This window comes from Pseudarthrobacter sp. alpha12b (assembly GCF_054130495.1).
In genome coordinates this window covers 629982-654210 of sequence record NZ_CP196746.1, presented here as the reverse complement: position 1 = coordinate 654210, position 24229 = coordinate 629982, and the positions used below count along the sequence as shown (strand labels likewise).

General features: G+C 64.6%; 16 protein-coding genes and 3 rRNA genes. 3 read left to right on the top strand and 16 right to left on the bottom strand.

The window, feature by feature from the left end:
- Nucleotides 1-5: 5 nt before the first annotated feature.
- The 7 genes from ACTAQI_RS02915 to ACTAQI_RS02885 all read right to left on the bottom strand — a co-directional run bounded on the left by ACTAQI_RS02915 (nucleotide 6) and on the right by ACTAQI_RS02885 (nucleotide 7632).
- A complete protein-coding gene (locus ACTAQI_RS02915; RefSeq protein WP_457949437.1) occupies nucleotides 6-1781 on the bottom strand; it encodes a CTP synthase in 1776 nt (591 codons plus the stop codon).
- Nucleotides 1782-1916: 135 nt separating this feature from the next.
- Nucleotides 1917-3656, bottom strand: a complete 1740-nt coding sequence (gene recN / locus ACTAQI_RS02910; RefSeq protein ID WP_457949435.1) for a DNA repair protein RecN — start codon at nucleotides 3654-3656, stop codon at nucleotides 1917-1919.
- 4 nt (nucleotides 3657-3660) lie between these two features.
- The gene (locus ACTAQI_RS02905; protein ID WP_457949434.1) at nucleotides 3661-4686 is read right to left on the bottom strand and encodes an NAD kinase; all 1026 of its coding nucleotides are present in this window, start codon (nucleotides 4684-4686) and stop codon (nucleotides 3661-3663) included.
- Nucleotides 4687-4699: 13 nt separating this feature from the next.
- The gene (locus tag ACTAQI_RS02900; protein WP_457949433.1) at nucleotides 4700-5515 is read right to left on the bottom strand and encodes a TlyA family RNA methyltransferase; all 816 of its coding nucleotides are present in this window, start codon (nucleotides 5513-5515) and stop codon (nucleotides 4700-4702) included.
- The gene (locus tag ACTAQI_RS02895) at nucleotides 5515-5763 is read right to left on the bottom strand and encodes a hypothetical protein (protein WP_457949432.1); all 249 of its coding nucleotides are present in this window, start codon (nucleotides 5761-5763) and stop codon (nucleotides 5515-5517) included. Before ACTAQI_RS02895 ends, ACTAQI_RS02900 begins: the two co-directional genes overlap by 1 nt.
- A 9-nt stretch (nucleotides 5764-5772) precedes the next feature.
- On the bottom strand, nucleotides 5773-6762 hold the full coding sequence (locus ACTAQI_RS02890) for an HAD-IIA family hydrolase (protein ID WP_457949430.1): 990 nt from the start codon (nucleotides 6760-6762) through the stop codon (nucleotides 5773-5775).
- Nucleotides 6763-6768: 6 nt separating this feature from the next.
- Nucleotides 6769-7632 (bottom strand): hypothetical protein, encoded by an 864-nt coding sequence (locus tag ACTAQI_RS02885; RefSeq protein WP_457949428.1) that lies wholly within the window; start codon nucleotides 7630-7632, stop codon nucleotides 6769-6771.
- Here ACTAQI_RS02885 and ACTAQI_RS02880 point away from each other — a divergent pair.
- A complete protein-coding gene (locus ACTAQI_RS02880; RefSeq protein ID WP_457949427.1) occupies nucleotides 7585-8997 on the top strand; it encodes a hypothetical protein in 1413 nt (470 codons plus the stop codon). The two genes, ACTAQI_RS02885 and ACTAQI_RS02880, sit on opposite strands and share 48 nt — an antisense overlap.
- Before the next feature lie 77 nt (nucleotides 8998-9074).
- Here ACTAQI_RS02880 and rrf read toward each other — a convergent pair.
- From rrf to ACTAQI_RS02850, 6 genes are all read right to left on the bottom strand, one after another.
- Nucleotides 9075-9191 (bottom strand): 5S ribosomal RNA (gene rrf / locus ACTAQI_RS02875).
- Between the two features lie 170 nt (nucleotides 9192-9361).
- Nucleotides 9362-12491: ribosomal RNA gene (locus ACTAQI_RS02870) — 23S ribosomal RNA — on the bottom strand.
- Nucleotides 12492-12990: 499 nt separating this feature from the next.
- A 16S ribosomal RNA gene (locus ACTAQI_RS02865) occupies nucleotides 12991-14516 on the bottom strand.
- Together the 16S, 23S and 5S rRNA genes form the textbook arrangement of a ribosomal RNA operon.
- 495 nt (nucleotides 14517-15011) lie before the next feature.
- Nucleotides 15012-16325, bottom strand: a complete 1314-nt coding sequence (tyrS, locus tag ACTAQI_RS02860) for a tyrosine--tRNA ligase (protein WP_457949425.1) — start codon at nucleotides 16323-16325, stop codon at nucleotides 15012-15014.
- A gap of 34 nt (nucleotides 16326-16359) precedes the next feature.
- Entirely contained in the window at nucleotides 16360-18588 is a 2229-nt protein-coding gene (locus tag ACTAQI_RS02855; protein ID WP_457949423.1) for a HelD family protein, read from the bottom strand.
- Nucleotides 18589-18639: 51 nt separating this feature from the next.
- Complete coding sequence (locus tag ACTAQI_RS02850; RefSeq protein WP_457949422.1) at nucleotides 18640-19317, bottom strand: DNA-3-methyladenine glycosylase; 678 nt, start codon at nucleotides 19315-19317, stop codon at nucleotides 18640-18642.
- Between the two features lie 128 nt (nucleotides 19318-19445).
- Here ACTAQI_RS02850 and ACTAQI_RS02845 point away from each other — a divergent pair, with 128 nt between their 5' ends.
- Both ACTAQI_RS02845 and ACTAQI_RS02840 read left to right on the top strand, forming a co-directional pair.
- Nucleotides 19446-20924: an AlkA N-terminal domain-containing protein gene (locus tag ACTAQI_RS02845; RefSeq protein ID WP_457949421.1), complete on the top strand. Its 1479-nt coding sequence runs from the start codon at nucleotides 19446-19448 to the stop codon at nucleotides 20922-20924.
- Nucleotides 20921-21415 (top strand): methylated-DNA--[protein]-cysteine S-methyltransferase, encoded by a 495-nt coding sequence (locus tag ACTAQI_RS02840; RefSeq protein WP_457949420.1) that lies wholly within the window; start codon nucleotides 20921-20923, stop codon nucleotides 21413-21415. Before ACTAQI_RS02845 ends, ACTAQI_RS02840 begins: the two co-directional genes overlap by 4 nt.
- Here the strand turns inward: ACTAQI_RS02840 and ACTAQI_RS02835 are convergent.
- From ACTAQI_RS02835 to argH, 3 genes are all read right to left on the bottom strand, one after another.
- Nucleotides 21412-22155, bottom strand: a complete 744-nt coding sequence (locus ACTAQI_RS02835; protein WP_457949418.1) for a maleylpyruvate isomerase family mycothiol-dependent enzyme — start codon at nucleotides 22153-22155, stop codon at nucleotides 21412-21414. The genes ACTAQI_RS02840 and ACTAQI_RS02835 overlap by 4 nt on opposite strands.
- 22 nt (nucleotides 22156-22177) lie before the next feature.
- Nucleotides 22178-22726: a pyridoxine/pyridoxamine 5'-phosphate oxidase gene (locus ACTAQI_RS02830; protein WP_457949417.1), complete on the bottom strand. Its 549-nt coding sequence runs from the start codon at nucleotides 22724-22726 to the stop codon at nucleotides 22178-22180.
- 70 nt (nucleotides 22727-22796) lie between these two features.
- Complete coding sequence (argH, locus tag ACTAQI_RS02825) at nucleotides 22797-24224, bottom strand: argininosuccinate lyase (RefSeq protein WP_457949416.1); 1428 nt, start codon at nucleotides 24222-24224, stop codon at nucleotides 22797-22799.
- Nucleotides 24225-24229 lie beyond the last annotated feature (5 nt).

Sequence of the window (24229 nt, the reverse complement as noted above, 5' to 3'; positions counted from 1 at the left end):
ATTGACTACTTAGCGGTAACGGTACCGGATGCTGCAGGCTCCCCTGCCGTGGGCGCAGCCGTGTCGGCAACGCCCTGCCGGCCAGCGCCCTGGTGGTCCAGGGCGGCCTTGACCAAACCGGTGAACAGCGGGTGCGGGCGGGTGGGCCGCGAGCTCAGCTCGGGGTGCGCCTGGGTGGCTACGTAGTACGGGTGGACGTCGGCAGGCAGCTCAACGAATTCGACGAGCTTGCCGTCCGGGGAGGTGCCGGAGAAGACCAGGCCCTTCTCGGCAATCTGCTGGCGGTACTTGTTGTTGACCTCGTAGCGGTGCCGGTGGCGTTCGCTGACGGTGGTCTTGCCGTAGGTTCCGGCAATGACCGAGCCCTCATCCAGCTTGGCTTCGTAGAGGCCAAGGCGCATGGTGCCGCCCAGGTCGCCACGGCCTTCAACGAACTCGAGCTGCTCCTCCATGGTGGCGATGACCGGGTACTTGGAGTCCGGCTCGAACTCACTGGAGGAAGCGCCCTCCAGTCCCACCACGTTGCGGGCGTACTCGATGACCATGCACTGCAGGCCAAGGCACAGGCCCAGCACGGGCAGCTTGGTCTCGCGGGCGAACTTGAGGGCGCCCAGCTTGCCTTCGAGGCCACGGATACCGAAGCCGCCCGGCACGCAGATGGCGTCCACGCCGTCCAGCGCCTTAATGGCACCTTCGCGGGTTTCGCACTCGTCCGACGGGACCCACCGGATCTTGACCTTGGCCTCGTTGGCAAAGCCGCCGGCACGCAGCGCCTCGGTCACCGAGAGGTACGCGTCCGGAAGGTCGATGTACTTGCCCACCAAGGCAATTTCGACCTCGTGCTTCGGGTTGTGAACGGCCTCCAGGAGACGGTCCCAGCTGGTCCAGTCCACGTCCTTGAACGGGAGGTCCAGGGCACGGACGATGTACGAGTCCAGGCCCTGCGTGTGCAGGGTCTTGGGGATGTCATAGATGCTGGGGGCGTCCGGGCAGCCGATGACCGCCTCAAGGTCGACGTCGCACATGCGGCCGATCTTGGCGCGCATGGCTTCGGGGATCTCGCGGTCGGACCGGATGACGATGGCTTCAGGCTGGATGCCGATGGAGCGCAGGGCCGCTACCGAGTGCTGGGTGGGCTTGGTCTTCAGTTCCTGCGACGGTCCGATGTACGGGACCAGCGAGACGTGGACGAAGAAGACGTTGCCGCGGCCCACATCCTGGCGGACCTGGCGGGCTGATTCGAGGAACGGCTGGGATTCGATATCGCCAACGGTGCCGCCGATTTCGGTGATGATGACGTCGGGGGCGTTCTTGCCTTCGGCAGGCAGGCGCATGCGGCGTTTGATTTCGTCCGTGATGTGCGGGATGACCTGGACGGTGTCGCCGAGGTATTCGCCACGCCGTTCCTTGGCGATCACCGTGGAGTACACCTGGCCGGTGGTGACGTTCGCGGAACCTTCGAGGTTCTCGTCGAGGAAGCGCTCGTAGTGCCCGATGTCCAGGTCCGTCTCTGCGCCGTCGTCCGTGACGAAGACCTCACCGTGCTGGAAGGGGTTCATTGTGCCCGGATCCACGTTCAGGTAGGGATCGAGCTTCTGCATCGTTACGGACAAGCCGCGGGCCCGGAGCAGATGACCGAGGCTGGAGGCCGTCAGTCCCTTACCGAGCGAGGACGCCACACCGCCGGTGACGAAGATGTGCTTGGTCATCTTGGAGGAGCCCGGGAACCGGGAATTTACACGGGAATTTGATCGCTGCACCACGGAATTCGAGCCTATCATCAATTGAGCCTTCCACGGATCGGGCGGAACCTGCACCCAAGCGTTCCAGTCTGCTGGGCCGGGGGCCCTGAATCAAGGGCTGTCCATCCTCAACCAGAGGGTCCGGCCTGCCTGGTCCCCCGCTGCTTTCCCTTGTCAGGCCCGCTGTGGCAGGAGTTTTGCGTCATCCAGCAGTTCCTGGGCGTGCGCCCGGGCAGACTCGGAGTCTTCCTGGCCGGCCAGCATCCGGGCGAGCTCACGCACTCGCTCCGGCCCGTCAAGGAGGCGGACGTCACTGGAGGTGAACCCGGTGGCGGTGCCGCCGTCGGCTCCCCTGACGGAAGTCTTGGTCACGGTGATGTGCTGGTCCGCGAAGGCGGCCACCTGCGGAAGGTGCGTGACCACCAGCACCTGGACGTGGCGTGCCAGCATCGCCAGCCGGCGGCCGATCTCGACGGCGGCGCGGCCGCCCACGCCGGCGTCCACCTCGTCGAACACAAACGTGGGGACGGGGTCGACGGCGGCGAGCACCACCTCGATGGCAAGCATCACACGGGACAATTCACCACCTGACGCGCCCTTGCCAAGCGGCCTGGCCGGCGCACCGGAGTGCGGCTGCAGCAGGAAGCTGATCTCGTCCGCGCCGTGCGGGCCCAGCTGCCCGGCGGGCTCGAGGTTGATCACCAGCGTGGCGTCGGCCATGGCCAGGGCCTTCAGTTCGGCGCTGACGCGGGCGGACAGGTCCTTGGCGGCCTTGGCACGGATCTTGCTGATGGCAGCAGACTGCCTGGTCAGCTCCGCTTCGGCGCGTACCACCTCCGCGTCCAGCGCCTCGATGCGGGAGGAGTCGTCCTGCAGCTCGTCGTACCGGAGGCGAGCCTTTTCCGCCCACTCCAGCACTTCGTCGATGGTGGGGGCGTATTTGCGGACCAGCTTGGCCAGGGCTGCCCGGCGGTCCTCGATTTCGGCGAGCCGTTCGGGGCCCTCGGTGTCCAGGCCGGCCTGGTAGCTGGCCAGTTCGGTGGCGATGTCATTGAGCAGGAATCCCACCTCTGCCAGCCGGGCGGCCGCGGACCCCAGCTCGGCATCGTGCTCGGCTACGTGCTCCAAAGTGCGCTTGGCGGAATCGACCAGGGTGGTGGCATCGCCGGTCTCGCCGAAGTCCTCGGCAATGAGGGCCTGGTGCGCCGTACTTGCCGCGATCCGCAGTTCCTCCACGTTGGCGAGCTTGACGGCCTCTGCCTTCAGCAGCTCGTCCTCCCCAGGCTGTGGATCGACCTCGTCTATTTCGGCGAGGGCCGCCTCCAGGGATTCGGCTTCTCGAAGCCGGTCCCGCGCGGCGCTCCGCAGGCTGTCCAGTTCCGCCTGGCTGGACTTCCACCGGCTGTACAACTCCTGGTACGCGGCCAACGGGCCGGCCAGGTTGTCCCCCGCGAACTTGTCCAGGGCTTCCCGCTGCGCGGTGGCGCTTTTGAGCCTGATCTGGTCCGACTGGCCGTGCACCACCACCAGGGACTCGCCGATCTCGGCCAGGACGCCCACCGGTGCAGCCCGGCCACCCAGGAACGCGCGGCTGCGGCCGTCAGCGCCCAGGCGACGGGCCAGGATGAGCTCGGCGCCGCCGTCGAACTCCTCGACTTCGGCACCGGCATCAAGGGCACGGGCGATGGCTGGGTGCCCGGCGTCGAGCTTGAGGACTGCTTCTGCGGTGGCGCTTTTCGCGCCGCTCCGGACCGCTCCGGCGTCCGAACGCGCCCCCAGCAGCAGTCCGACGGCGGTGACCACCATGGTTTTGCCGGCACCGGTTTCGCCGGTCACCACACTCAGCCCGGGGCCGAGCGGAAGCGTTGCATCGGTGATGACGCCCAGATCGCGGATTCTCAGTTCTTCAAGCATGGATTCACTTCGCAGTCGACGGATCGGGATCGCTGTCCGGGTTCTCCGCATGCGGTACCGGCAGCGGCGGCATGGGCCGCGGCGTCCGCACAATGGGGATGGGGCCGGTGTGCACGGCATCTGACTTGGGCACGGGGCCGCGCCAGCCATGGATGGGCAGCTCGAACTTGCGGACCAGGCGGGCGGAGAACGGTGTCTGGTGGGTGCGGGCCAGCCGGACGGGAGTGGCGGACTTGGTTACCTCCACCCGGGCGCCGGGCGGCAGGTCCACCGAGCGGCGGCCGTCGCACCAGAGCACGCCCTGGGCATCCGTCCGGCCCAGCACTTCGACGGCAAGTTTTGACCGGGGTGAGACGACGAGGGGCTTGGCGAAGAGCGCGTGGGCACTGATGGGCACGATGACCAGGGCCTCAACCTCCGGCCACACCACCGGCCCGCCTGCGGAGAACGCGTAGGCCGTGGACCCCGTGGGAGTGGCCAGGACGATGCCGTCAGAGCCGAAGGACGTCAGCGGGCGCTCGTCCACCTCGGTCACTACTTCCAGCATCCGTTCGCGGTTGGCCTTCTCGATGGCGGCCTCGTTCAGCGCCCACGTGTGCCAGATCTTTTGTCCCTTGACCCACACCTGGACATCGATGGTCATCCGCTCTTCAACCGTGTACTCGCGGCTGGCGATCCATTCGACGGTCTGGGCCAGGTCCGCCCGCTCACTTTCGGCCAGGAAGCCAACATGGCCCAGGTTGACGCCCAGCAGTGGCACGTCCACTTCGCGGACCAGCTCGGCGGCCCGCAGAATGGTCCCGTCGCCGCCCAGGACCATGACCAGTTCCACGTCGGGCAGCTGGACATGGTCGTGAAGGACCTCCACCGGCTGCGCCAGATGTCCGAAGAACCGCTCCATGTCCCCCAGCTCGGACTCCTGCATCACGGAGACCATCCCTGAGGCATGCAGCAGGGCGCAGGCTTCCCAGGCGGCTTTCAATGACTCCTCGCGGCCGGTGTGGGCAAGGACCAGTACACGCCTGCTCATCAGGTTCCGCTCTCTAGTGGTTCTGCCAGATTTGTCCGAGCAAGGCAGCGGCTGCTGACTCTCGCTCTTCGATCTTAGGCAAGTCTTTGGTGATCCTGCGTTTTATCCACAGGAAGTATTCGACGTTTCCGTCCTGTCCGGGCAACGGACTGACCGCCAGGCCGCAGAGATCCAGGCCGGCGTCCAGCGCTGCCCTCGCCACCTTCTCCACGGCCATCCGGCGCTCGCGCTCCGATGTGACGACGCCGGTGCGGCCCAGGCGGTCCTTGCCGATCTCGAACTGCGGCTTGACCATCAGCACCAGGTCACCGCCTGGTTCGGTGCAGTCTGCCAGCGGCTGCACCACGAGGGTGAGGGAGATGAAGGACAGGTCGGCGACCGTCAGCGCGGCCAGGCCGCCGATGTCAGCGGGCGCCATGTACCTGACGTTCATCCCTTCGTGAACGTCCACGCGCGGGTCGCTGCGCAGGTGCGGCACCAGCTGGCCGTGCCCGACGTCGACCGCCACCACGTGCGCGGCGCCCCGCCGAAGGAGGACGTCGGTGAAGCCGCCGGTGGAGGCACCGGCGTCAAGGCACCTTTTCCCTTGGGCAGATACGTCCGGGAAGGCGTCCAGGGCGCCGGCCAGCTTGTGGCCTGCCCGGCTGGCGTAGGTGTCCTGGTCATCGTGTTCGACGGCCAGGTCCCGGCTGTCGTCCACCTGGAGGGAGGCCTTGGCAAGGATCTGGCCGCCGGAACTGACCTTGCCTTCGGCGATGAGCGAGGCTGCGTGGGTCCGCGACCTTGCGAGTCCGCGGGCTACCAGTGCCTGGTCAAGGCGCACCGGCATCAGGCTCCCCCGCCGGCCTGGGCGCTGCCTGTTGGATCGCCGCTTGCGGGATCGCTGTTGAGGGCCGCCAGCAGGTCATCGTGAAGCATGTTGTAGACGGCTTCGTGGTCCGCTGTTGGAAGCCCTGGCAGGTCGAGAAGCCTGGCCGTGGCCTGCGCCACCTGCGGATCGGTGATGTCCTGGCCGGTCTGCGGCCACTCCGGGGCCGGCTCGGCTGTCGCATGGTCCGGTTCGGTCAGCTCGGTCATTGAACCAGTCTAGTGATCCAGCCACACCAGCTTGGGCGCCTGGGGGGTTGCCGCATCGGGGGTACCGGCCCACCAGGCCGCACACGCCGCGCGCCAGGAGTCGATGTGGTCCTGGCTGCCAATGATGCCCACGGCATCATTGGCCACGCGCGCCGTGGACTGGCCGCAGGTGTAGGTGCCGTCGTCGTGCGTTACGTCCGGGTACGGGCGGTGCAGGTCCGTGAGGTTTTCGATGATGTAGTCGGGACGTTCCGCGGCCCGGGCCGCCAGGATGGTCTCGCGCGTGTCGACGCCGGTCAGGACAGCCACGGTGGCGAACCCGGCGTTGTTGCCGCCCAGGATGTCCGTGTCCAGCCGGTCGCCCACCACCAGGGGACGCTCGGCCCCGAGGCGCTTGGCAGCTGAATGGAACAGCGGCGCCTCCGGTTTTCCCGCGACTTTGGGCTGCTGGCCAGTGGCCGCAGCGACCGCGGCAACCAGGGTGCCGTTTCCCGGTGCGATCCCGCGCGCCTGGGGAATGGACATGTCCGTGTTGGTGGCCACCCAGAGGGCACCGGCGTTCACCACGTACGTGGCTTCCGCCAGGTCTTTCCAGCCAAGGGCGGGGCTGAACCCCTGGACCACGGCGACCGGGTCCTCGTCCTGGCCGGCGACCGGCACCAGGCCTGCAAGCTCAATTTCACGGGCGAGTGCAGCACTGCCGGTGATGAGGACCTTTGACCCGGGTGCCAGCATGGAGGCGAGCAGCTCGGCCGCCGCCTGGGAAGAACTGACAACCTGGTTGTCCGCTGCGGGCGCACCCAGTTCACGAAGATGTGCTGCCACTTCCGCCGGTGAGCGGGAGGCGTTGTTGGTGACATAGCCCAGGCCGATGCCGAGCCCGGAGAGCTGCTTCAGCGACTCAACAGCTCCGGGGATGGCATCTGGCCCGGCGTAGACCACGCCGTCCAGATCGGCGAGGAGCGCATCGAAGCGGGAAACCAGGGAAACGTCGCTCATCTGTGTTCAGTCTTCCCGGCGGTTTTCATCGTGGTCGATGTCTACGTGGTCCTCCGCACCGGCGTCATCCGCGGGCGTGGCATCGAGCTCGTCGTGTTCCACCGAGTCCTGGTCCGATTCTGCGTCGTCGGAGACGAAGTAGTCGGCGTCCTGGTCGTCGATGCTGCTGTCCTGCGAGGACTTCGCTTCGGTGGCGCGGGCACTCTCCGCCGCTGGCTCCGCCGAACCTGCTGCTGGGATTTCGGCGTCGGAGCCCTTCGCGGCCCGGTCCAGCATCCTGCGGCGTTCGGCCTCTTCCCGGGCTTCCTCTTCCTCGTCCCAGCCGAGGTCGATGATTTCGGGTTCCTGGTCCGCACCCAGGCCCAGGGCGTTTTCTGCCACCACGGCCTGCCTGCTCCACTTTTCCGATTCTTCCTGGCGTCCTACCGCTGCCAGGGCGTCGGCGTAGGCGCGGAAGAGGCGGGGGCTGTAGGAGAACGCACGGTTGATGTCCAGCTGCGGGATTTCGAGTTCGGCTACTGCCGCGTCCAACTGGCCGAGATCCGTGCGCGCACCAGCCGCTACGATCGCCAGTTCCACCTTGCCTGGAGCATCAAGGTCCTGGGCTTCCTCCGAGCGTGCCACATCAAGGGCGCGGTCGGGGCGGCCCAGGCCACGTTCGCAGTCGGCCATCACGGGGAGGTGGACGTTGGAACCGCTGATCCGGCGGAAGGTGCGGAACTCGCGGAGCGCCTCACCATAGTGGCCGGCGGAGTAGGCTGTCAGGCCAACGGCTTCACGGACAGCGGCGAGCCTTCCGCCACGGCGGCTGGCAGCGAGTGCGTGCTGGAAGGCAAGTTCCGGCTCTTCATCGATGAGGCGGCCAGCCATCACCAAGTGACGGGCCACCCATTCTGCACTCTTGGCTTCCAGGGTCTTGATCTGGTGCTGCGTGGCGCGATCCAGTTCCTTGCCCGTGACGTCCTCGTCGATCTCGGGCGAGCGTTCCCGGTCCGGCCGGTTGGCGCTGCGGAGGTCTGCGGCATTGGCCACGCGGACAGGACGGTCCTCCTGGCGATCGCGGCCAAAGCCGCGGGGGCCGGAGCCGCTACGGCCGGACTCGCCGCGGGAGTCACCGCGGTCGAAACTGCGCGGTGCCCGGTCCGGCCGGTCACCGAACGGCTTGCGGTTCTCGCCGCCGCCAAAACCGCGGCGGTCGCCTTCACCATCACGGCGCGGACGGTCACCATAGGGCTTGCGGTCACGGTCGCCGGAGGGACCGCCAAAACCTCGGCGGTCGCCTTCGCCGTCACGGCGCGGACGATCACCAAACGGCTTACGATCACGATCACCGAATGGCTTCCGCTCACCGCTGCCGGCCCCACCGCCGAAACCGCGGCGGTCACCCTCGCCATCGCGGCGCGGACGATCACCAAACGGCTTACGATCACGATCACCGAACGGCTTCCGCTCACCACCGCCGGCCCCACCGCCGAAACCACGACGATCACCCTCGCCATCGCGGCGCGGACGATCACCAAACGGCTTACGATCACGATCACCGAACGGCTTCCGCTCACCACCGCCGGCCCCACCGCCGAAACCACGACGATCACCCTCGCCATCGCGGCGCGGACGATCACCAAACGGCTTACGATCACGATCACCGTACGGCTTACGCTCACCACCGCCGGCCCCACCGCCGAAACCACGACGATCACCCTCGCCATCGCGGCGCGGACGATCACCAAACGGCTTACGATCACGATCACCGAACGGCTTCCGCTCACCACCGCCGGCAGAACCACCACGGGAGGCGTTGTTGCCGTCGCGGTCGGACCGGGACCGGAATCCACGGGGATCCCCGCCGGAGTTGTTGTTACCGCGGAACGCGCCGCGGTCGTTGCCGCGGTTGCCGCCGTTGTGCTCGGCCATATGGATTCCTCCTGTTGTGAGCCGACCACTGGCGCAACTGCAGCCGCTCGTTTCGTTTCCTACGCAACCCGAAACAAGCGCTTCGAAGTCCGTACATCTTCATCAATTCTAGTGGAGCCACAAAATCTTGAGGCACGGCGGGACCCCTGGCACCAGTATCGTGGCCATCTTCACAGCCAACGCCCGCTCACTTGTGGCAGCTCTTCGTGGACGCGCCATCACGTCCTGCACATTTCCCTGGGACGCGCCATCACGTCCTGCACATTTCCCTGGGACGCGCCATCACGTCCCGCGGGTCGTGTGCGGCGGTGGGGGAAGTGATGTGGGTGTGGTGGTTGGTGTGTTAAATGTGGGAGGCCCCAACCGTGTGGTTGGGGCCTCGACCATTTTTAATGTGTGTCCGGCGGTGACCTACTCTCCCACACCCTCCCGGGTGCAGTACCATCGGCGCTGTGGGTCTTAGCTTCCGGGTTCGGAATGGGACCGGGCGTTTCCCCCACGCTATGACCGCCGTAACCCTTTTACCCGGTCCCCCGGTGATGCTTTGGGGGGTGGGAAGACTGGTGGTTACAACATTTGTGGTGTTGTTATTCAGTTGTTGGTTCCGTGTAACCGTTCCCCGTGGCGGGGTTGTTGGTTGGGAACCACATAGTGGACGCAAGCACAGTGTTTTGTATGTTTCTGTGTGGTGTAAGTTGTTGGCCTATTAGTACCGGTCAGCTTCACGAGTCGTTAGTCCTCGCTTCCACATCCGGCCTATCAACCCAGTGGTCTGGCTGGGGGCCTCTCACACATAAAGTGTATGGAAATCTCATCTCGAAGCGAGCTTCCCGCTTAGATGCTTTCAGCGGTTATCCCATCCGAACGTAGCTAATCAGCGGTGCACTTGGCAGTACAACTGACACACCAGAGGTTCGTCCGTCCCGGTCCTCTCGTACTAAGGACAGCCCTTCTCAAATTTCCTGCGCGCGCAGCGGATAGGGACCGAACTGTCTCACGACGTTCTAAACCCAGCTCGCGTACCGCTTTAATGGGCGAACAGCCCAACCCTTGGGACCTACTCCAGCCCCAGGATGCGACGAGCCGACATCGAGGTGCCAAACCATGCCGTCGATATGGACTCTTGGGCAAGATCAGCCTGTTATCCCCGAGGTACCTTTTATCCGTTGAGCGACGGCCATTCCACAATGTACCGCCGGATCACTAGTCCCGACTTTCGTCCCTGCTCGAGATGTCTCTCTCACAGTCAAGCTCCCTTGTGCACTTACACTCGACACCTGATTGCCAACCAGGCTGAGGGAACCTTTGGGCGCCTCCGTTACTTTTTAGGAGGCAACCGCCCCAGTTAAACTACCCATCAGGCACTGTCCCTGACCCGGATTACGGGCCGAAGTTAGATGTCCAAAGTGACCAGAGTGGTATTTCAACGATGACTCCACCCGAACTGGCGTCCGGGCTTCAACGTCTCCCACCTATCCTACACAAGCCACTCCGAACACCAATACCAAACTATAGTAAAGGTCTCGGGGTCTTTCCGTCCTGCTGCGCGTAACGAGCATCTTTACTCGTACTGCAATTTCGCCGAGTTTATGGTTGAGACAGCGGGGAAGTCGTTACTCCATTCGTGCAGGTCGGAACTTACCCGACAAGGAATTTCGCTACCTTAGGATGGTTATAGTTACCACCGCCGTTTACTGGGGCTTAAATTCTCAGCTTCGCCCTTGCGGGCTAACCGGTCCTCTTAACCTTCCAGCACCGGGCAGGAGTCAGTCCGTATACATCGTCTTGCGACTTCGCACGGACCTGTGTTTTTAGTAAACAGTCGCTTCCCCCTGGTCTCTGCGGCCCCGATCCCCTCCCGGACGCGTAGTCCGTTCAAGGTTGGGGCCCCCCTTCTCCCGAAGTTACGGGGGCATTTTGCCGAGTTCCTTAACCATAATTCTCTCGATCGCCTTAGTATTCTCTACCTGATCACCTGTGTCGGTTTGGGGTACGGGCGGCTAAAACCTCGCGTCGATGCTTTTCTCGGCAGCATAGGATCACCAAATCCCCCCAAACGGGGGTCCCATCAGATCTCAGGCACAATGAGTGGCGGATTTGCCTACCACTCGCCCTACATCCTTAGACCGGGACAACCATCGCCCGGCTCGGCTACCTTCCTGCGTCACACCTGTTAATACGCTTGCCTCCCAGGATCAGGTCCCGCGCTCCACCAAAAACCTCACACCACAAGGGTGATCGGTCAGGTCTCGGGCGGTTAGTATCCCCTGTTCAACATGGACGGTTTTTCGCCGGTACGGGAATATCAACCCGTTGTCCATCGACTACGCCTGTCGGCCTCGCCTTAGGTCCCGACTTACCCAGGGCAGATTAGCTTGACCCTGGAACCCTTGATCATTCGGCGGACGGGTTTCTCACCCGTCTTTCGCTACTCATGCCTGCATTCTCACTCGTGTAGGCTCCACCGCTGGTTTACACCGCGACTTCACCGCCCACACGACGCTCCCCTACCCATCCAAACACCTGAACCACGAAGGCTTAGTCAATGCTTGAATGCCACAACTTCGGCGGTGTACTTGAGCCCCGCTACATTGTCGGCGCGGAATCACTTGACCAGTGAGCTATTACGCACTCTTTTAAGGGTGGCTGCTTCTAAGCCAACCTCCTGGTTGTCTGGGCAACTCCACATCCTTTCCCACTTAGCACACGCTTAGGGGCCTTAGTTGGTGGTCTGGGCTGTTTCCCTCTCGACTATGAAGCTTATCCCCCACAGTCTCACTGCTGCGCTCTCACTTACCGGCATTCGGAGTTTGGCTGACGTCAGTAACCTTGTAGGGCCCATTAGCCATCCAGTAGCTCTACCTCCAGCAAGAAACACGCAACGCTGCACCTAAATGCATTTCGGGGAGAACCAGCTATCACGAAGTTTGATTGGCCTTTCACCCCTACCCACAGCTCATCCCCTCCATTTTCAACTGAAGTGGGTTCGGTCCTCCACGACGTCTTACCGTCGCTTCAACCTGGCCATGGGTAGATCACTTCGCTTCGGGTCTAGATCACGCCACTCACACGCCCTATTCAGACTCGCTTTCGCTACGGCTGCCCCACACGGGTTAACCTCGCGACGTAACACTAACTCGCAGGCTCATTCTTCAAAAGGCACGCCGTCACCAGAATCAGACTGGCTCCGACGGATTGTAAGCACACGGTTTCAGGTACTGTTTCACTCCCCTCCCGGGGTACTTTTCACCTTTCCCTCACGGTACTGGTCCGCTATCGGTCATTAGGGAGTATTTAGGCTTATCAGGTGGTCCTGACAGATTCGCACGGGATTTCTCGGGCCCCGTACTACTTGGGATACTCTCACAGGCGGTACAAACACATTACGGTTACGGGACTAACACCCTCTCTGGCCGGCCTTTCAAAACCGTTCACCTATGCGCGCACATCACACCCCACCAGCCCGGCAGAACTGGTATGGAAAGTCCCACAACCCCGACCATGCAACGCCCGCCGGCTATCACACATGGAACGGTTTAGCCTGATCCGCGTTCGCTCGCCACTACTAACGGAATCACTATTGTTTTCTCTTCCTGCGGGTACTGAGATGTTTCACTTCCCCGCGTTCCCCCCACGCACCCTATGTGTTCAGGTACGGGTCACCGAGTCACTCGCGCGCTCGGCGGGATTTCCCCATTCGGACACCCTGGGATCACAGTCCGGTTATCGACTCCCCCAGGCTTATCGCAGATTCCTACGTCCTTCTTCGGCTCCTAATGCCAAGGCATCCACCGTGTGCTCTTAAAAACTTGACCACAAAGATCAAAAACAAATTTTCGAGAGAACCATGAAAACCGTTCCACGCACCACAACCCCAAAAGAGTCACAGCACACGAACCAGATCCAGGTTCATTAATCTTGGAAATTGCTTCTTATACAAGATGCTCGCGTCCACTATGTAGTTCTCAAACAACAACCCCACACCACACACCCCACACACAAACACGTGCACGGACCGCCATGGCAGGGAAACCAGAAACAAAGTACCGAAGGCAAAAACCCCCGGCCCTGTTGCCTCAGGACCCAACAGTGTGCCAAACACTACCCAGCAGCAACAAACCAACCGCGTTCCAGGACAACCCCCACAAAGGAAAGCATCCGTACTAACAATGGTCCGTGCCACCAGGCACCTATTTGTTGATATTCCACCCATGAGCACCCGCCACGGAACAATCGTCCATGCTGCGGGCTTGCTTCCTGACAACACCACACACCAACATGCGCCGGTACGTGATCGTTGGAGGTGCTCCTTAGAAAGGAGGTGATCCAGCCGCACCTTCCGGTACGGCTACCTTGTTACGACTTAGTCCCAATCGCCAGTCCCACCTTCGACAGCTCCCTCCCACAAGGGGTTAGGCCACCGGCTTCGGGTGTTACCAACTTTCGTGACTTGACGGGCGGTGTGTACAAGGCCCGGGAACGTATTCACCGCAGCGTTGCTGATCTGCGATTACTAGCGACTCCGACTTCATGGGGTCGAGTTGCAGACCCCAATCCGAACTGAGACCGGCTTTTTGGGATTAGCTCCACCTCACAGTATCGCAACCCTTTGTACCGGCCATTGTAGCATGCGTGAAGCCCAAGACATAAGGGGCATGATGATTTGACGTCGTCCCCACCTTCCTCCGAGTTGACCCCGGCAGTCTCCTATGAGTCCCCACCATCACGTGCTGGCAACATAGAACGAGGGTTGCGCTCGTTGCGGGACTTAACCCAACATCTCACGACACGAGCTGACGACAACCATGCACCACCTGTAAACCGACCGCAAGCGGGGCACCTGTTTCCAGGCGTTACCGGTTCATGTCAAGCCTTGGTAAGGTTCTTCGCGTTGCATCGAATTAATCCGCATGCTCCGCCGCTTGTGCGGGCCCCCGTCAATTCCTTTGAGTTTTAGCCTTGCGGCCGTACTCCCCAGGCGGGGCACTTAATGCGTTAGCTACGGCGCGGAAAACGTGGAATGTCCCCCACACCTAGTGCCCAACGTTTACGGCATGGACTACCAGGGTATCTAATCCTGTTCGCTCCCCATGCTTTCGCTCCTCAGCGTCAGTTAATGCCCAGAGACCTGCCTTCGCCATCGGTGTTCCTCCTGATATCTGCGCATTTCACCGCTACACCAGGAATTCCAGTCTCCCCTACATCACTCTAGTCTGCCCGTACCCACCGCAGATCCGGAGTTGAGCCCCGGACTTTCACGGCAGACGCGACAAACCGCCTACGAGCTCTTTACGCCCAATAATTCCGGATAACGCTTGCGCCCTACGTATTACCGCGGCTGCTGGCACGTAGTTAGCCGGCGCTTCTTCTGCAGGTACCGTCACCTTGCGGCTTCTTCCCTACTGAAAGAGGTTTACAACCCGAAGGCCGTCATCCCTCACGCGGCGTCGCTGCATCAGGCTTGCGCCCATTGTGCAATATTCCCCACTGCTGCCTCCCGTAGGAGTCTGGGCCGTGTCTCAGTCCCAGTGTGGCCGGTCACCCTCTCAGGCCGGCTACCCGTCGTCGCCTTGGTAGGCCATTACCCCACCAACAAGCTGATAGGCCGCGAGTCCATCCAAAACCACAAAAGCTTTCCACCAACCACCATGCGATAGTCGGTCATATCCGGTATTAGACCCAGTTTCCCAGGCTTATCCCAGAGTCAAGGGCAGGTTACTCACGTGTTACTCACCCGTTCGCCACTAATCCCCAGTGCAAGCACCGGTTCATCGTTCGACTTGCATGTGTTAAGCACGCCGCCAGCGTTCATCCTGAGCCAGGATCAAACTCTCCGTTGAAAACAAACAGACACAACCACAACCACCGGAAATAACGGCGGAAACAGCTGCACAAAATTTGAAACCAGCTAAAAACACCAGGCCCATCCACGGGGTGGACAAACCCAGCACAATCAACCAATTTTATAAAAAATCGGTATCAACAAACTTGGCACACTATTGAGTTCTCAAACAACAGACACATTCGAATACTTTCGGAACTAATTCACAAAAGAATTTGTATTCCGTATTTCTTCGCTGCGATGTTTCTATCTTATTTCATTCATATTCACTTTTGCAAATCCGGTTGTTTTCCCGGAATTCACTCGGTGGAATGAATCCGCCCAGCAAAATAAGAAGCAATTTCTCGCTGATCCACGCGGCGCGCGGCAAGAATTGCTTCTCATCAGTTGGGGTTTGTCACCACTCAGCGGCGGCGACTCAGAAAACAATACACGCCCCCCAGCAGCCGTGCAAATCGGCTGCCGAAGGGCGTGCATGCAGGATCCTAAAGTGCTACGGAACCAGAACCTCTACAGTGGCCAGGTTCTTCTTGCCCCGGCGCAGGAGCAGGTACTGGCCATGCAGAAGCTCCGACTCGGAAATCACGGCCTCGGGATCCGATACTTTTTCGTTGTTCACGTAGGCCCCGCCTTCACCGACGGTGCGGCGCGCAGCCGACTTGCTTTCGGAAAGACCGGACGCCACCAGCAGGTCCACGATTCCCATCTCATCCACCTGCACGGTGGTGGACGGAAGCTCGGAAGTTGCCGCCTGCAGGGTGGCCTTGTCCAGTACGGTCAGGTCGCCATTGCCAAACAGGGCTGCCGAGGCGGCAATCACCTTTTCGGTGGCTTCCACGCCGTGCACCAGTGAGGTCACTTCGAACGCTAGCTTCCGCTGCCCTTCCCTGGCGAATGGGCGTTCAGCCACCGACACGCCAATCTCTTCGATCTGCGCGCGGGTCAGGAACGTGAAGACCTTGAGCCGGTCCACGACGTCGGCGTCGGCGGTGTTGAGCCAGAACTGGTAGAACGCGTAGGGGCTGCACATGCCGGCGTCAAGCCAAATGGCGTTGCCCTCGCTCTTGCCGAACTTGGTTCCATCGGAGTTCGTGATGAGCGGCGTGCCGAGGGCGTGGACGCTCTTGCCCTCCACCTTACGGATTAGTTCCGTGCCGCTGGTGAGGTTGCCCCACTGGTCCGAGCCGCCGGTCTGCAGGACGCAGCCGTAGTCGCGGTAGAGCTGCAGGTAATCCATGCCCTGGAGGATCTGGTAGCTGAACTCGGTGTAGCTGATGCCTTCATCCGAGTTCAGGCGGGACGCCACGGCATCCTTGCGCAGCATGGTGCCAACCCGGAAGTGCTTGCCAACTTCACGCAGGAAGTCGATGGCGCTCAGCGGCGCAGTCCAGTCCAGGTTATTCACGATCCGGGCGGCGTTGTCCCCCTCGAAGCTGAGGAAGCGGCTTACCTGTGCCTGGAGGTAGCCGACCCACTCCGCCACCGTGTCCTTGGTGTTCAAGGTGCGCTCCGCCGTCGGACGGGGATCGCCGATCATGCCGGTGGAGCCGCCCACCAGCCCGAGCGGTTTGTGCCCCGCCAGCTGAAGCCGCCGCATGACCAGCAGCTGGACCAGGTTGCCCAGGTGCAGGCTCGGCGCGGTGGGGTCGAAGCCGCAATAGTACGTGACCGGCCCGTTGGCGAGGAGCTTTTCGAGCTCTGCTTCGTCGGTGGAAACATGGACCAGCCCACGCCACTTCAGTTCCTGCCAAATGTTGGCGAAAGTGGGGTCGTTGCGCTGCGGTTCGAGGTTGTTCAGTTCTGGCACGCTTCCTAAGTTAGCAGTAACGCCGATTGCCCTGTCAGCCGGCAATACCCGCGGGCACAGGTTGCGCCGCAATCAGCCGCAGCCGCTGCGTGGCGCGGGTCATGGCCACGTAGAGATCCCCCACCTTGCCATGCTCGTGGTTCAGCATCACTGACGGTTCCAGGACCACGACGCCGTCGAACTCCAGGCCCTTCGCCTCACGCGGGCTGATCACCACAATGTCCTGTTCGTAGCTGCCGGCACCCGTGCCGATCCGCCGCCCGTAAACGGCACGCAGGGCCGCCGTGGCCTGGGGCAGGAGGTCACCGTCGGCGATCACGGCGAGCAGGCCGCCGTCGAGCGCTTCAAGCTCCTCGGGAAGCACCTCAACAAGCCGGTCCACCACGGCGCCGGTGGAAACTTCGTCGATGACGGGCGACCAGCGCCCCTCGCGGACGGCCTTGGGCGCGGAGACCACAAGGCCCGCTGCGTTGGCCATCCTGACGGCGGCCTCGGCAATCTGCGAGGGCGTGCGGTAGTTAACTGTCAGTTCCTCCAGCTGCCAGCGGTCGCCGAACATCGGGGCCAGCGCCCCCTGCCAGGAATTGGCACCGGCCACGGAGCTGGTCTGGGCGATGTCACCCACGATGGTGAACGACTTCAGCGGGCAACGCCGCACCAGCAGCCGCCACTGCATGGGTGAAAGTTCCTGGGCCTCGTCCACCACGATGTGCCCGAAGGCCCACGTGCGGTCGCTGGTTGCGCGTTCGGCGGCCGTCTGCCGCGCGTCCTGTTCCTGGTTCTGCTCGGCCAGTTCCTCTGCAGACATCAGCGGGTCCACCCCGGCGGCCTCCATGTTGACCAGGGTCTGCTTTGCATTCGCCAGATCCCGGGCGCGGTCGTGCTCCTGCTGCGCCAGCCCGCGGCCTGCCGCCGGGTCCAGCTCACCGAGCAATTCGGCGGCCTCATCCAGCAGCGGGACGTCGGATTCGGTCCACGGCGCGTCGGCCGGACGCTGCAGCAGCGCCCGCTCGGCCGGGGTCAGGTTTGGGGTGCAGAATTCCAGCACCGCAGGCTTGCTGAAGAGGTCGGAGATCAGCTTCTCCGGTGTCATGGGCATCCAGCACAGGTTCAGTGCGATCCGCACGTCGCGGGCAGTCCGGACGTCTTCAGCAAGGTAAGACCGGTCCGCGTTGTTGCCGATGTTGCCGGCCTCGACGAGTTCGGTCATCTGTTCGGTCAGCTCGCGCAGCAGGATCTTCACGAACGTCACGCGTGCCTCGTTGTAGGGCTTTCCGGTGGCGCGGGCACGTTCCCGAGCGCGGCGCACCTGCCGCGGCGTGAGAGTGAGCTTGCGCCCGTCCACCTCAAGAATGCGGTTCTGCGCCGGGACGCGCATGCGGTTGGAGACGGCGTTGGCCACGATGGCAGCCATGTCGAGGCGCCCCTTGATGGCGGCCACGTCGGCGTTGGTTTCCGGCACGGCGTGGATGCCCGGCATCAGCCGTCCCACGCTGGCCATGACCACGCCCGTTTCACCCAGCGAGGGCAGCACCCGTTCGATGTATTTCATGAACGACGACGACGGCCCCACCAGCAGCACGCCTGCACTCTTGAGGCGGTCGCGGTGGGTGTAGAGCAGGTAGGCGGCGCGGTGCAGGGCCACGGCGGTTTTGCCCGTGCCGGGCCCGCCCTGGACGACGACGGCACCGGAGATGGAGGACCGGATGATCCGGTCCTGCTCCGACTGGATGGTGCTGACGATGTCCGACATGCGGCCGGTCCGCTTGGAGTTCAGGGCAGCCAGGAGGGCGCCTTCGCCCTGCAGCGATTCGTCGTCCGTGAGCATCCCGGCGTCCAGGACGTCGTCCTCGATTGCTTTGACGTCGCGACCCTGCAGGATCAGGTGCCGGCGGCGGCGTACGCCCTGCCGGTCAAAGGCGGTGGCCTGGTAGAAGTGTCCGGCCTCAGGGGCGCGCCAGTCCACCATGAGCCGCTGCAGGTCCTCCGTGGTGAGTCCGATGCGGCCGATGTACTGCGCCTCGCCTGAGTCCAGGTCCAGGCGGCCAAAGACCAGCCGGTCATCCACCGCGTCCAGCTGCGCCAGGCGGTCCTCATACAGTGCGGCGAAGGCGTCACGTTCCGAAACGTTCTGCATGGTGCCCACGGCTCCGGCACGACGGACCTGCGCCAGCTGGCGGCGCTTTTCCTCCCGGAGTTCCTCCAGCCGGGCATACAGGCCGGCTACATACTCCCGTTCGTGGGCCAATTCGGCGTCGAGCATCAACGTTCCCCTATCGCAAAAGACAGACCGTCCATTCTACAACCATTTCCGTTAACGCTGGTGAAACGTTGCACCCGGCGCCTGTCTCCGGGTCCGCGGCTTCGCTGCCCTGTACGTGGACACAGTGGGGTTGCCGGTGAGCCAGAACCGCCAAGCGTATTCTTCCGAGCCTCCGGCGCCGGCCACGCCCACCCGGGGACCGGAACTGACCGGGCCGCCGGGAACGGAGGGAAGTACCAATCCGAAAGGCGGAGCCAGCGCGTCGCGGCCACTGTCCGCCGTCGTCAATCCCAGCGCCTTGGCAAGGCGGGCCGGACCGCTGGCCAGGTCTGCGGGAGTCTTGGACGTCGGACGGCGCTGCCGGGCCAGCTCCACCCCGTCCACGATCTCCCCTGCGCGCAGCAGCAGGGCTGAGGCGACGCCCTCCGGACCGCACACGATGTTGGTGCAGTGGTGCATCCCGTAGGTGAAGTAGACGTACAGATGCCCGGCAGGGCCGAACATGGGCGCATTGCGCGGCGTTGGGCCGCGGTAGGTGTGTGAGCCGGGATCCGGATGCAGCGAGTCCTCGGGCCCCAGATAGGCCTCCACCTCGGTGAGCCGGACGGACACAGCACCGTCGCGGGACTCATGGGTCAGCACGGCGCCCAGCAACAGCGGGGCGAGCTCACGGGCGTCCCGGGAGAGGAACTCCCGCAGCGGCGCCGCGGCCCAGGTGCTTTTGTCCATTGCTTGACCTTACCCAAACGCTGCCCGTTTCATCCGCGTTGGAACACGGTGCGACTGAAGGTTTTCCGCCCCACGGCCATGTCCGATTTCCGCTAGTAGCAGCGGGCGGCGGCTGGCAGGATGGAGGAATGGACTTCTGGCAGCGCTACCGGGCAATCGATGCCCGCGATCCCCGGTTCGACGGCCAGTTCTTCACGGCGGTCCGCACCACAGGGATCTACTGCCGCCCGTCGTGCCCTGCCCGCACCCCCAAGGCATCCAACGTGACGTTCTACGAAACCTCCGCCGCGGCGCACGAGGCAGGCTACCGCGCCTGCAAACGCTGCCTGCCGGAGGCGGTGCCGGGAACCCCGGCGTGGAACGTGCGCCAGGACGTGGCGGGCCGGGCCATGCGCCTGATCAACGACGGCGTGATCAACCGCGATGGCGTGGCCGGGCTTGCTGCCCGGCTGGGCTACTCGCCACGGCAGCTCAACCGGATCCTGGGCCAGGAGCTTGGCGCCGGCCCCCTGTCCCTGGCCCGCGCGGCAAGGGCCCAAACGGCCCGGACCCTCCTGGTCTCCACGTCGATGAAACTTGCCGACGTCGCCTTTGCGGCAGGCTTCAGCAGCGTCAGGCAGTTCAACGAGACCATTGCCGAGGTATTCGACATGACCCCCACGGCCCTCCGCAGGACCGTGCGACACCCGGTGCCCGGCGGCGGCACCACAGCCCTGACCCTGGGACTGCCCTACCGCCCGCCGTTCGAGCCGGGAATCTTCTCCTTCCTGGCAGTCCGCGCCATCCCACGAGTCGAGGAGGGCACGCCCACCTCCTACGCCCGGACGCTGCGGCTCCCCCACGGCGACGCGCGGTTCCGGGTGGAGTACGACGCCGGGGCCCGGGAACGGCCGCTGACCCTCACGGTCGGCGCGGTGGACCTTCGCGACCTTCCGGCCCTGCTCAGCCGGGTACGGAGGCTGTTCGACCTGGATGCGGACCCGGAAGCGATCGACGGCACCCTCGCCGCAGACTCCCGGCTGGCTCCCGCCGTTGCCGGGGCCCCCGGGATCCGGATGCCGGGGGCGGTGGATCCGCAGGAGCTGCTGGTCCGGGCCATGATGGGACAGCAGATCACGGTGGCGGCAGCCAGGACCGCATTAACCCAACTGTCAGCGGCCGGCAGTTCCAGCAGTGCACCCGGCGACGGCCTGGACCGGTTGTTTCCCACCTCCGCCGAAATCGCGGCGGCGGGACACCTGCTCCGCGGTCCCCGGCGCAGGACCGAATCGCTGCTGCATGCCGCGGCCGCAATGGCCGCCGGGCACCTGGCGTTCGGGTACGGCGACGACCTTCCAGGCCTCACCGCCACCCTGCTGCCGTTGCCGGGGGTGGGGCCGTGGACGGTGGGCTACGTCGGAATGCGGGTTCTGGGCGCCCCGGACATCTTCCTCGCCAACGACGCCGCCGTGCGGAACGGGATCCGCGCCGTCGATAATGGGAACAGCGCCCTCAGTCCGGACTTCCGGGAAACCAGCCCGTGGCGCTCCTACGCCACGATGCACCTGTGGCGTGCCGCGGTCAGGCCCGCCACGACAACAACCGTTCCCGCGAAAGGGATGCCATGAAAGCGCAACTGCTGCAGCTGTCCACGCCGGACGGACCGTTCACCATCCTCGCCCGGGACGGTGTGGTCCTTGCCTCAGGCTGGACGGCCGGCCTGTCGGAGCTGACCGGGCAGGTCCATCCTGTGCTGCGGCCGGACGCCGTGGAAGAGGTGACGGACCTCGGCGGCATCTCATCCGCCGTCGAGGCCTTCTATGCCGGCGACCCTGCGCCGGCCATGGCAGTGCCGGTCCACCAGCAGTCCGGCCCGTTCCGAGCCCACGCCTGGGATGTGCTGCGGCAGGTCAAACCGGGCTCCCCCGTCACCTACACCGAATACGCGGCCCTTGCCGGCAATCCGCGGGCCGTGCGGGCCGCCGCCAGCGCCTGCGCTTTCAACGCGGCCGCCCTGTTCGTTCCGTGCCACCGCGTGATCCGCACCGACGGCTCCCTGGGCGGTTTCCGCTGGGGCCTGCGCATCAAGGAGAGCCTGCTGGCCCGCGAGGCCGCCTAACGCTGCTTGGGCTCCGGCATCGCCGAAGGCCAGGGCAGCAGACCCGGGAGGTCAGTGCCGTCGCCGGCGGCCGTGGCCCGCAGGCTGTCCAGCGAAGGCTTCCGCCCCGCGAGCCACGCCGCAATGTCGGTGACCATGCCGCTGACGACGACGGTGCTGCCGCCGGCACCGAGCGCCAGCGGCGGAAGAGCCACGGGCTGCAGGACCAGCCTGGTTTCGGCCGGGACGCGGGCGGCCAGGAAATCGAAAAGGTGCGAGCAGAACTGGCCGCTCCAGGTTTCGGGTCCCGTGCCGGTGCCCAGGTCCGCGGTATGGATAACGAGCTCACGCCAGAGCGCCAGTCCGGCGTCGAAGATCACCCCGTCGCGGAAGGCGATGGGCGTCTGCCACTGGTCCTCCCCCAGCGCATCGAAGGCGGCCAGCGCCCGCTGCAAGGCGGCCGCAACGTCCTCCCGGTGCTGCTCCAGGCTGTGCCCGGCGGCAAGATCGATGGCCCGGTTGCGGCCTTCCACGCCGCCGTCGTAAAGCTCCACGGTTTCGCCGCGGCGGCCGTATTCCACCTGGCGGGCCAGGGCGCTGCAGATTCCGGCGATGTGGGCCATGAGGTGGCCGCGGCTCCAGCCGGGAAGGGTGGAGGGAGCCTTTTCGCCGCCGGCGCGAATCCGGTCCAGCCCGGCAGTCAACGCAGTGGCGGCCTTGTGCAGCTCAGCCAGCAGGGCGGCTGGTGTTGGAGAGGTCATGCGGCCAGCCTAGCCGAGCAGTTTAGCCCAGCGGCCTACCGTCCGGCCCGACACGGTGGCGGACGTGCCGGCCGTCGTCGCTGGCCTGCCAGAACTCCATCTCGATGGGCTGAAGGGCGTAGAGCTGCCAGTGCGGGTTGTCGCTCCCGTCGGCCCGGGGCCGCTCGTGCCAGTCAACGGCGGAAGCCCCGGCGGAGAGCTCAGCCACGCTGCCCGCCACCCGGACCTGCCGGCCCAGGCCCGGCCAGTAGAAGTTCATGGCGGCACGTGGCTCGGCGGCCAGTTCCCGGCCCTTCCGGGAGGTGCGGGACGTGGCGAAGTGCCAGCCGTCGTCGTCAATGTTCTTCAGGATCAGCATCCGCGAGGACGGCTGTGCGCCGCCCCCGTCCCCTGCGCCCACCGTGGCCAGGCTGAACGCATGCGGCTGCTGCTCCCCCGCGTCCAGTGCCTCGTCCAGCCACTGTTTGAACAGCAGTGCCGGGTCCTGCGGGGCGTTGGACGGGTCAAAGCCGGGCAGGCCGGACGGGAAGTCGGGCAGGGTGCGAAGGAACTTGCGGAAGGTTTCGCTCATGGCCCCAGCCTAGCCACAGACGCCAAGGGCCCCGGAAGACATGCCCCGGGGCCCCTTGCAACAATGTTTCCTACCCGGCGTACTCCCGCGCGCCGGCGAGCTCGGCTTCCAGCGCCGCCAGCTGGCGTTCGACGGCGGCCGGCGCGGTACCGCCCTGGGAGTTGCGGCTGTTGAGCGAACCTTCGGTGGAGAGCACGGTGCGGACCTCTGGAGTCAGGTGCGCCGAGATGGCCGCGTACTCTTCATCGGTGAGGTCCCACAGCTCCACGCCCCGGGACTCGGCCTGCTTGACGGCCGCGCCGGACAGCTCGTGGGCCTCGCGGAACGGCACGCCCTGGCGGACCAGCCATTCGGCGATGTCCGTGGCCAGCGCGAAGCCCTGGGGAGCCAGCGATTCCATCCGCTCCGTGTTGAACTTCAGGGTGGCGATCATGCCGGACACGGCCGGGAGCAGCAGCTCCAGGGTGTCCGCGGCGTCGAACACCGGCTCCTTGTCCTCCTGCAGGTCGCGGTTGTACGCCAGCGGCAGGCCCTTGAGCGTGGCCAGCAGCCCGGTCAGGTTGCCGATCAGGCGCCCGGCCTTGCCGCGGGCCAGCTCCGCCACATCCGGGTTCTTCTTCTGCGGCATGATCGAGGACCCCGTGGAGTACGAATCATCCAGCGTGACGAAGGAGAACTCCTTGGTGGCCCAGAAAATGACTTCCTCGGAGATGCGGGACAGGTCCACCCCGATCATCGAGCAAACCCACGCGAACTCGGCGAAGACATCGCGGGAGGCGGTGCCGTCGATCGAGTTGTGCACGGCGGAGAAGAATCCGAGGTCCGCAGCCACTGCTTCCGGGTCCAGGCCCAGCGAGGAACCGGCCAGCGCGCCGGAACCGTAGGGCGAAACGCCGGCCCGCTTGTCCCAGTCCTGGAGCCGCTGCACGTCGCGCAGCAGGGCCCAGGCGTGGGCCAGGAGGTGGTGGCTGAGCAGGACCGGCTGGGCGTGCTGCAGGTGGGTGCGGCCCGGCATGGCGACACCGTGGTGCGCCTTGGCCTGCGCCACGAGCGCGTCCACGGTGGCCAGGACACCGCGGGCGATGATCCGGGCGTGGTCGCGCAGGAACATCCGGCCCAGGGTTGCCACCTGGTCATTGCGGGACCGGCCGGCGCGGAGCTTGCCGCCCAGCTGGGCACCGGCACGCTCGATCAGGCCGCGCTCCAGCGAACCGTGCACGTCCTCATCGGACTCCGCCGGCAGGTACGCGCCGGAGGCAACGTCCTCGTCCAGCTGCGTCAGGGCCGCGAGCATGCCTTCCAGCTCCGCGTCATCCAGCAGCCCGGCCTTGTGCAGCACGCGGGCGTGCGCTTTGGAACCGGCAATGTCGTAGCGCGCCAGCCGCCAGTCAAAGTGCGTGGACTTGCTCAGGGCCGCGAGGGCGTCGGCGGGGCCGCCGGCGAACCGGCCGCCCCATAACGCTCCCGCATTTGTGGCTTCGGTCTTTTGCTCAGCCACAGGGG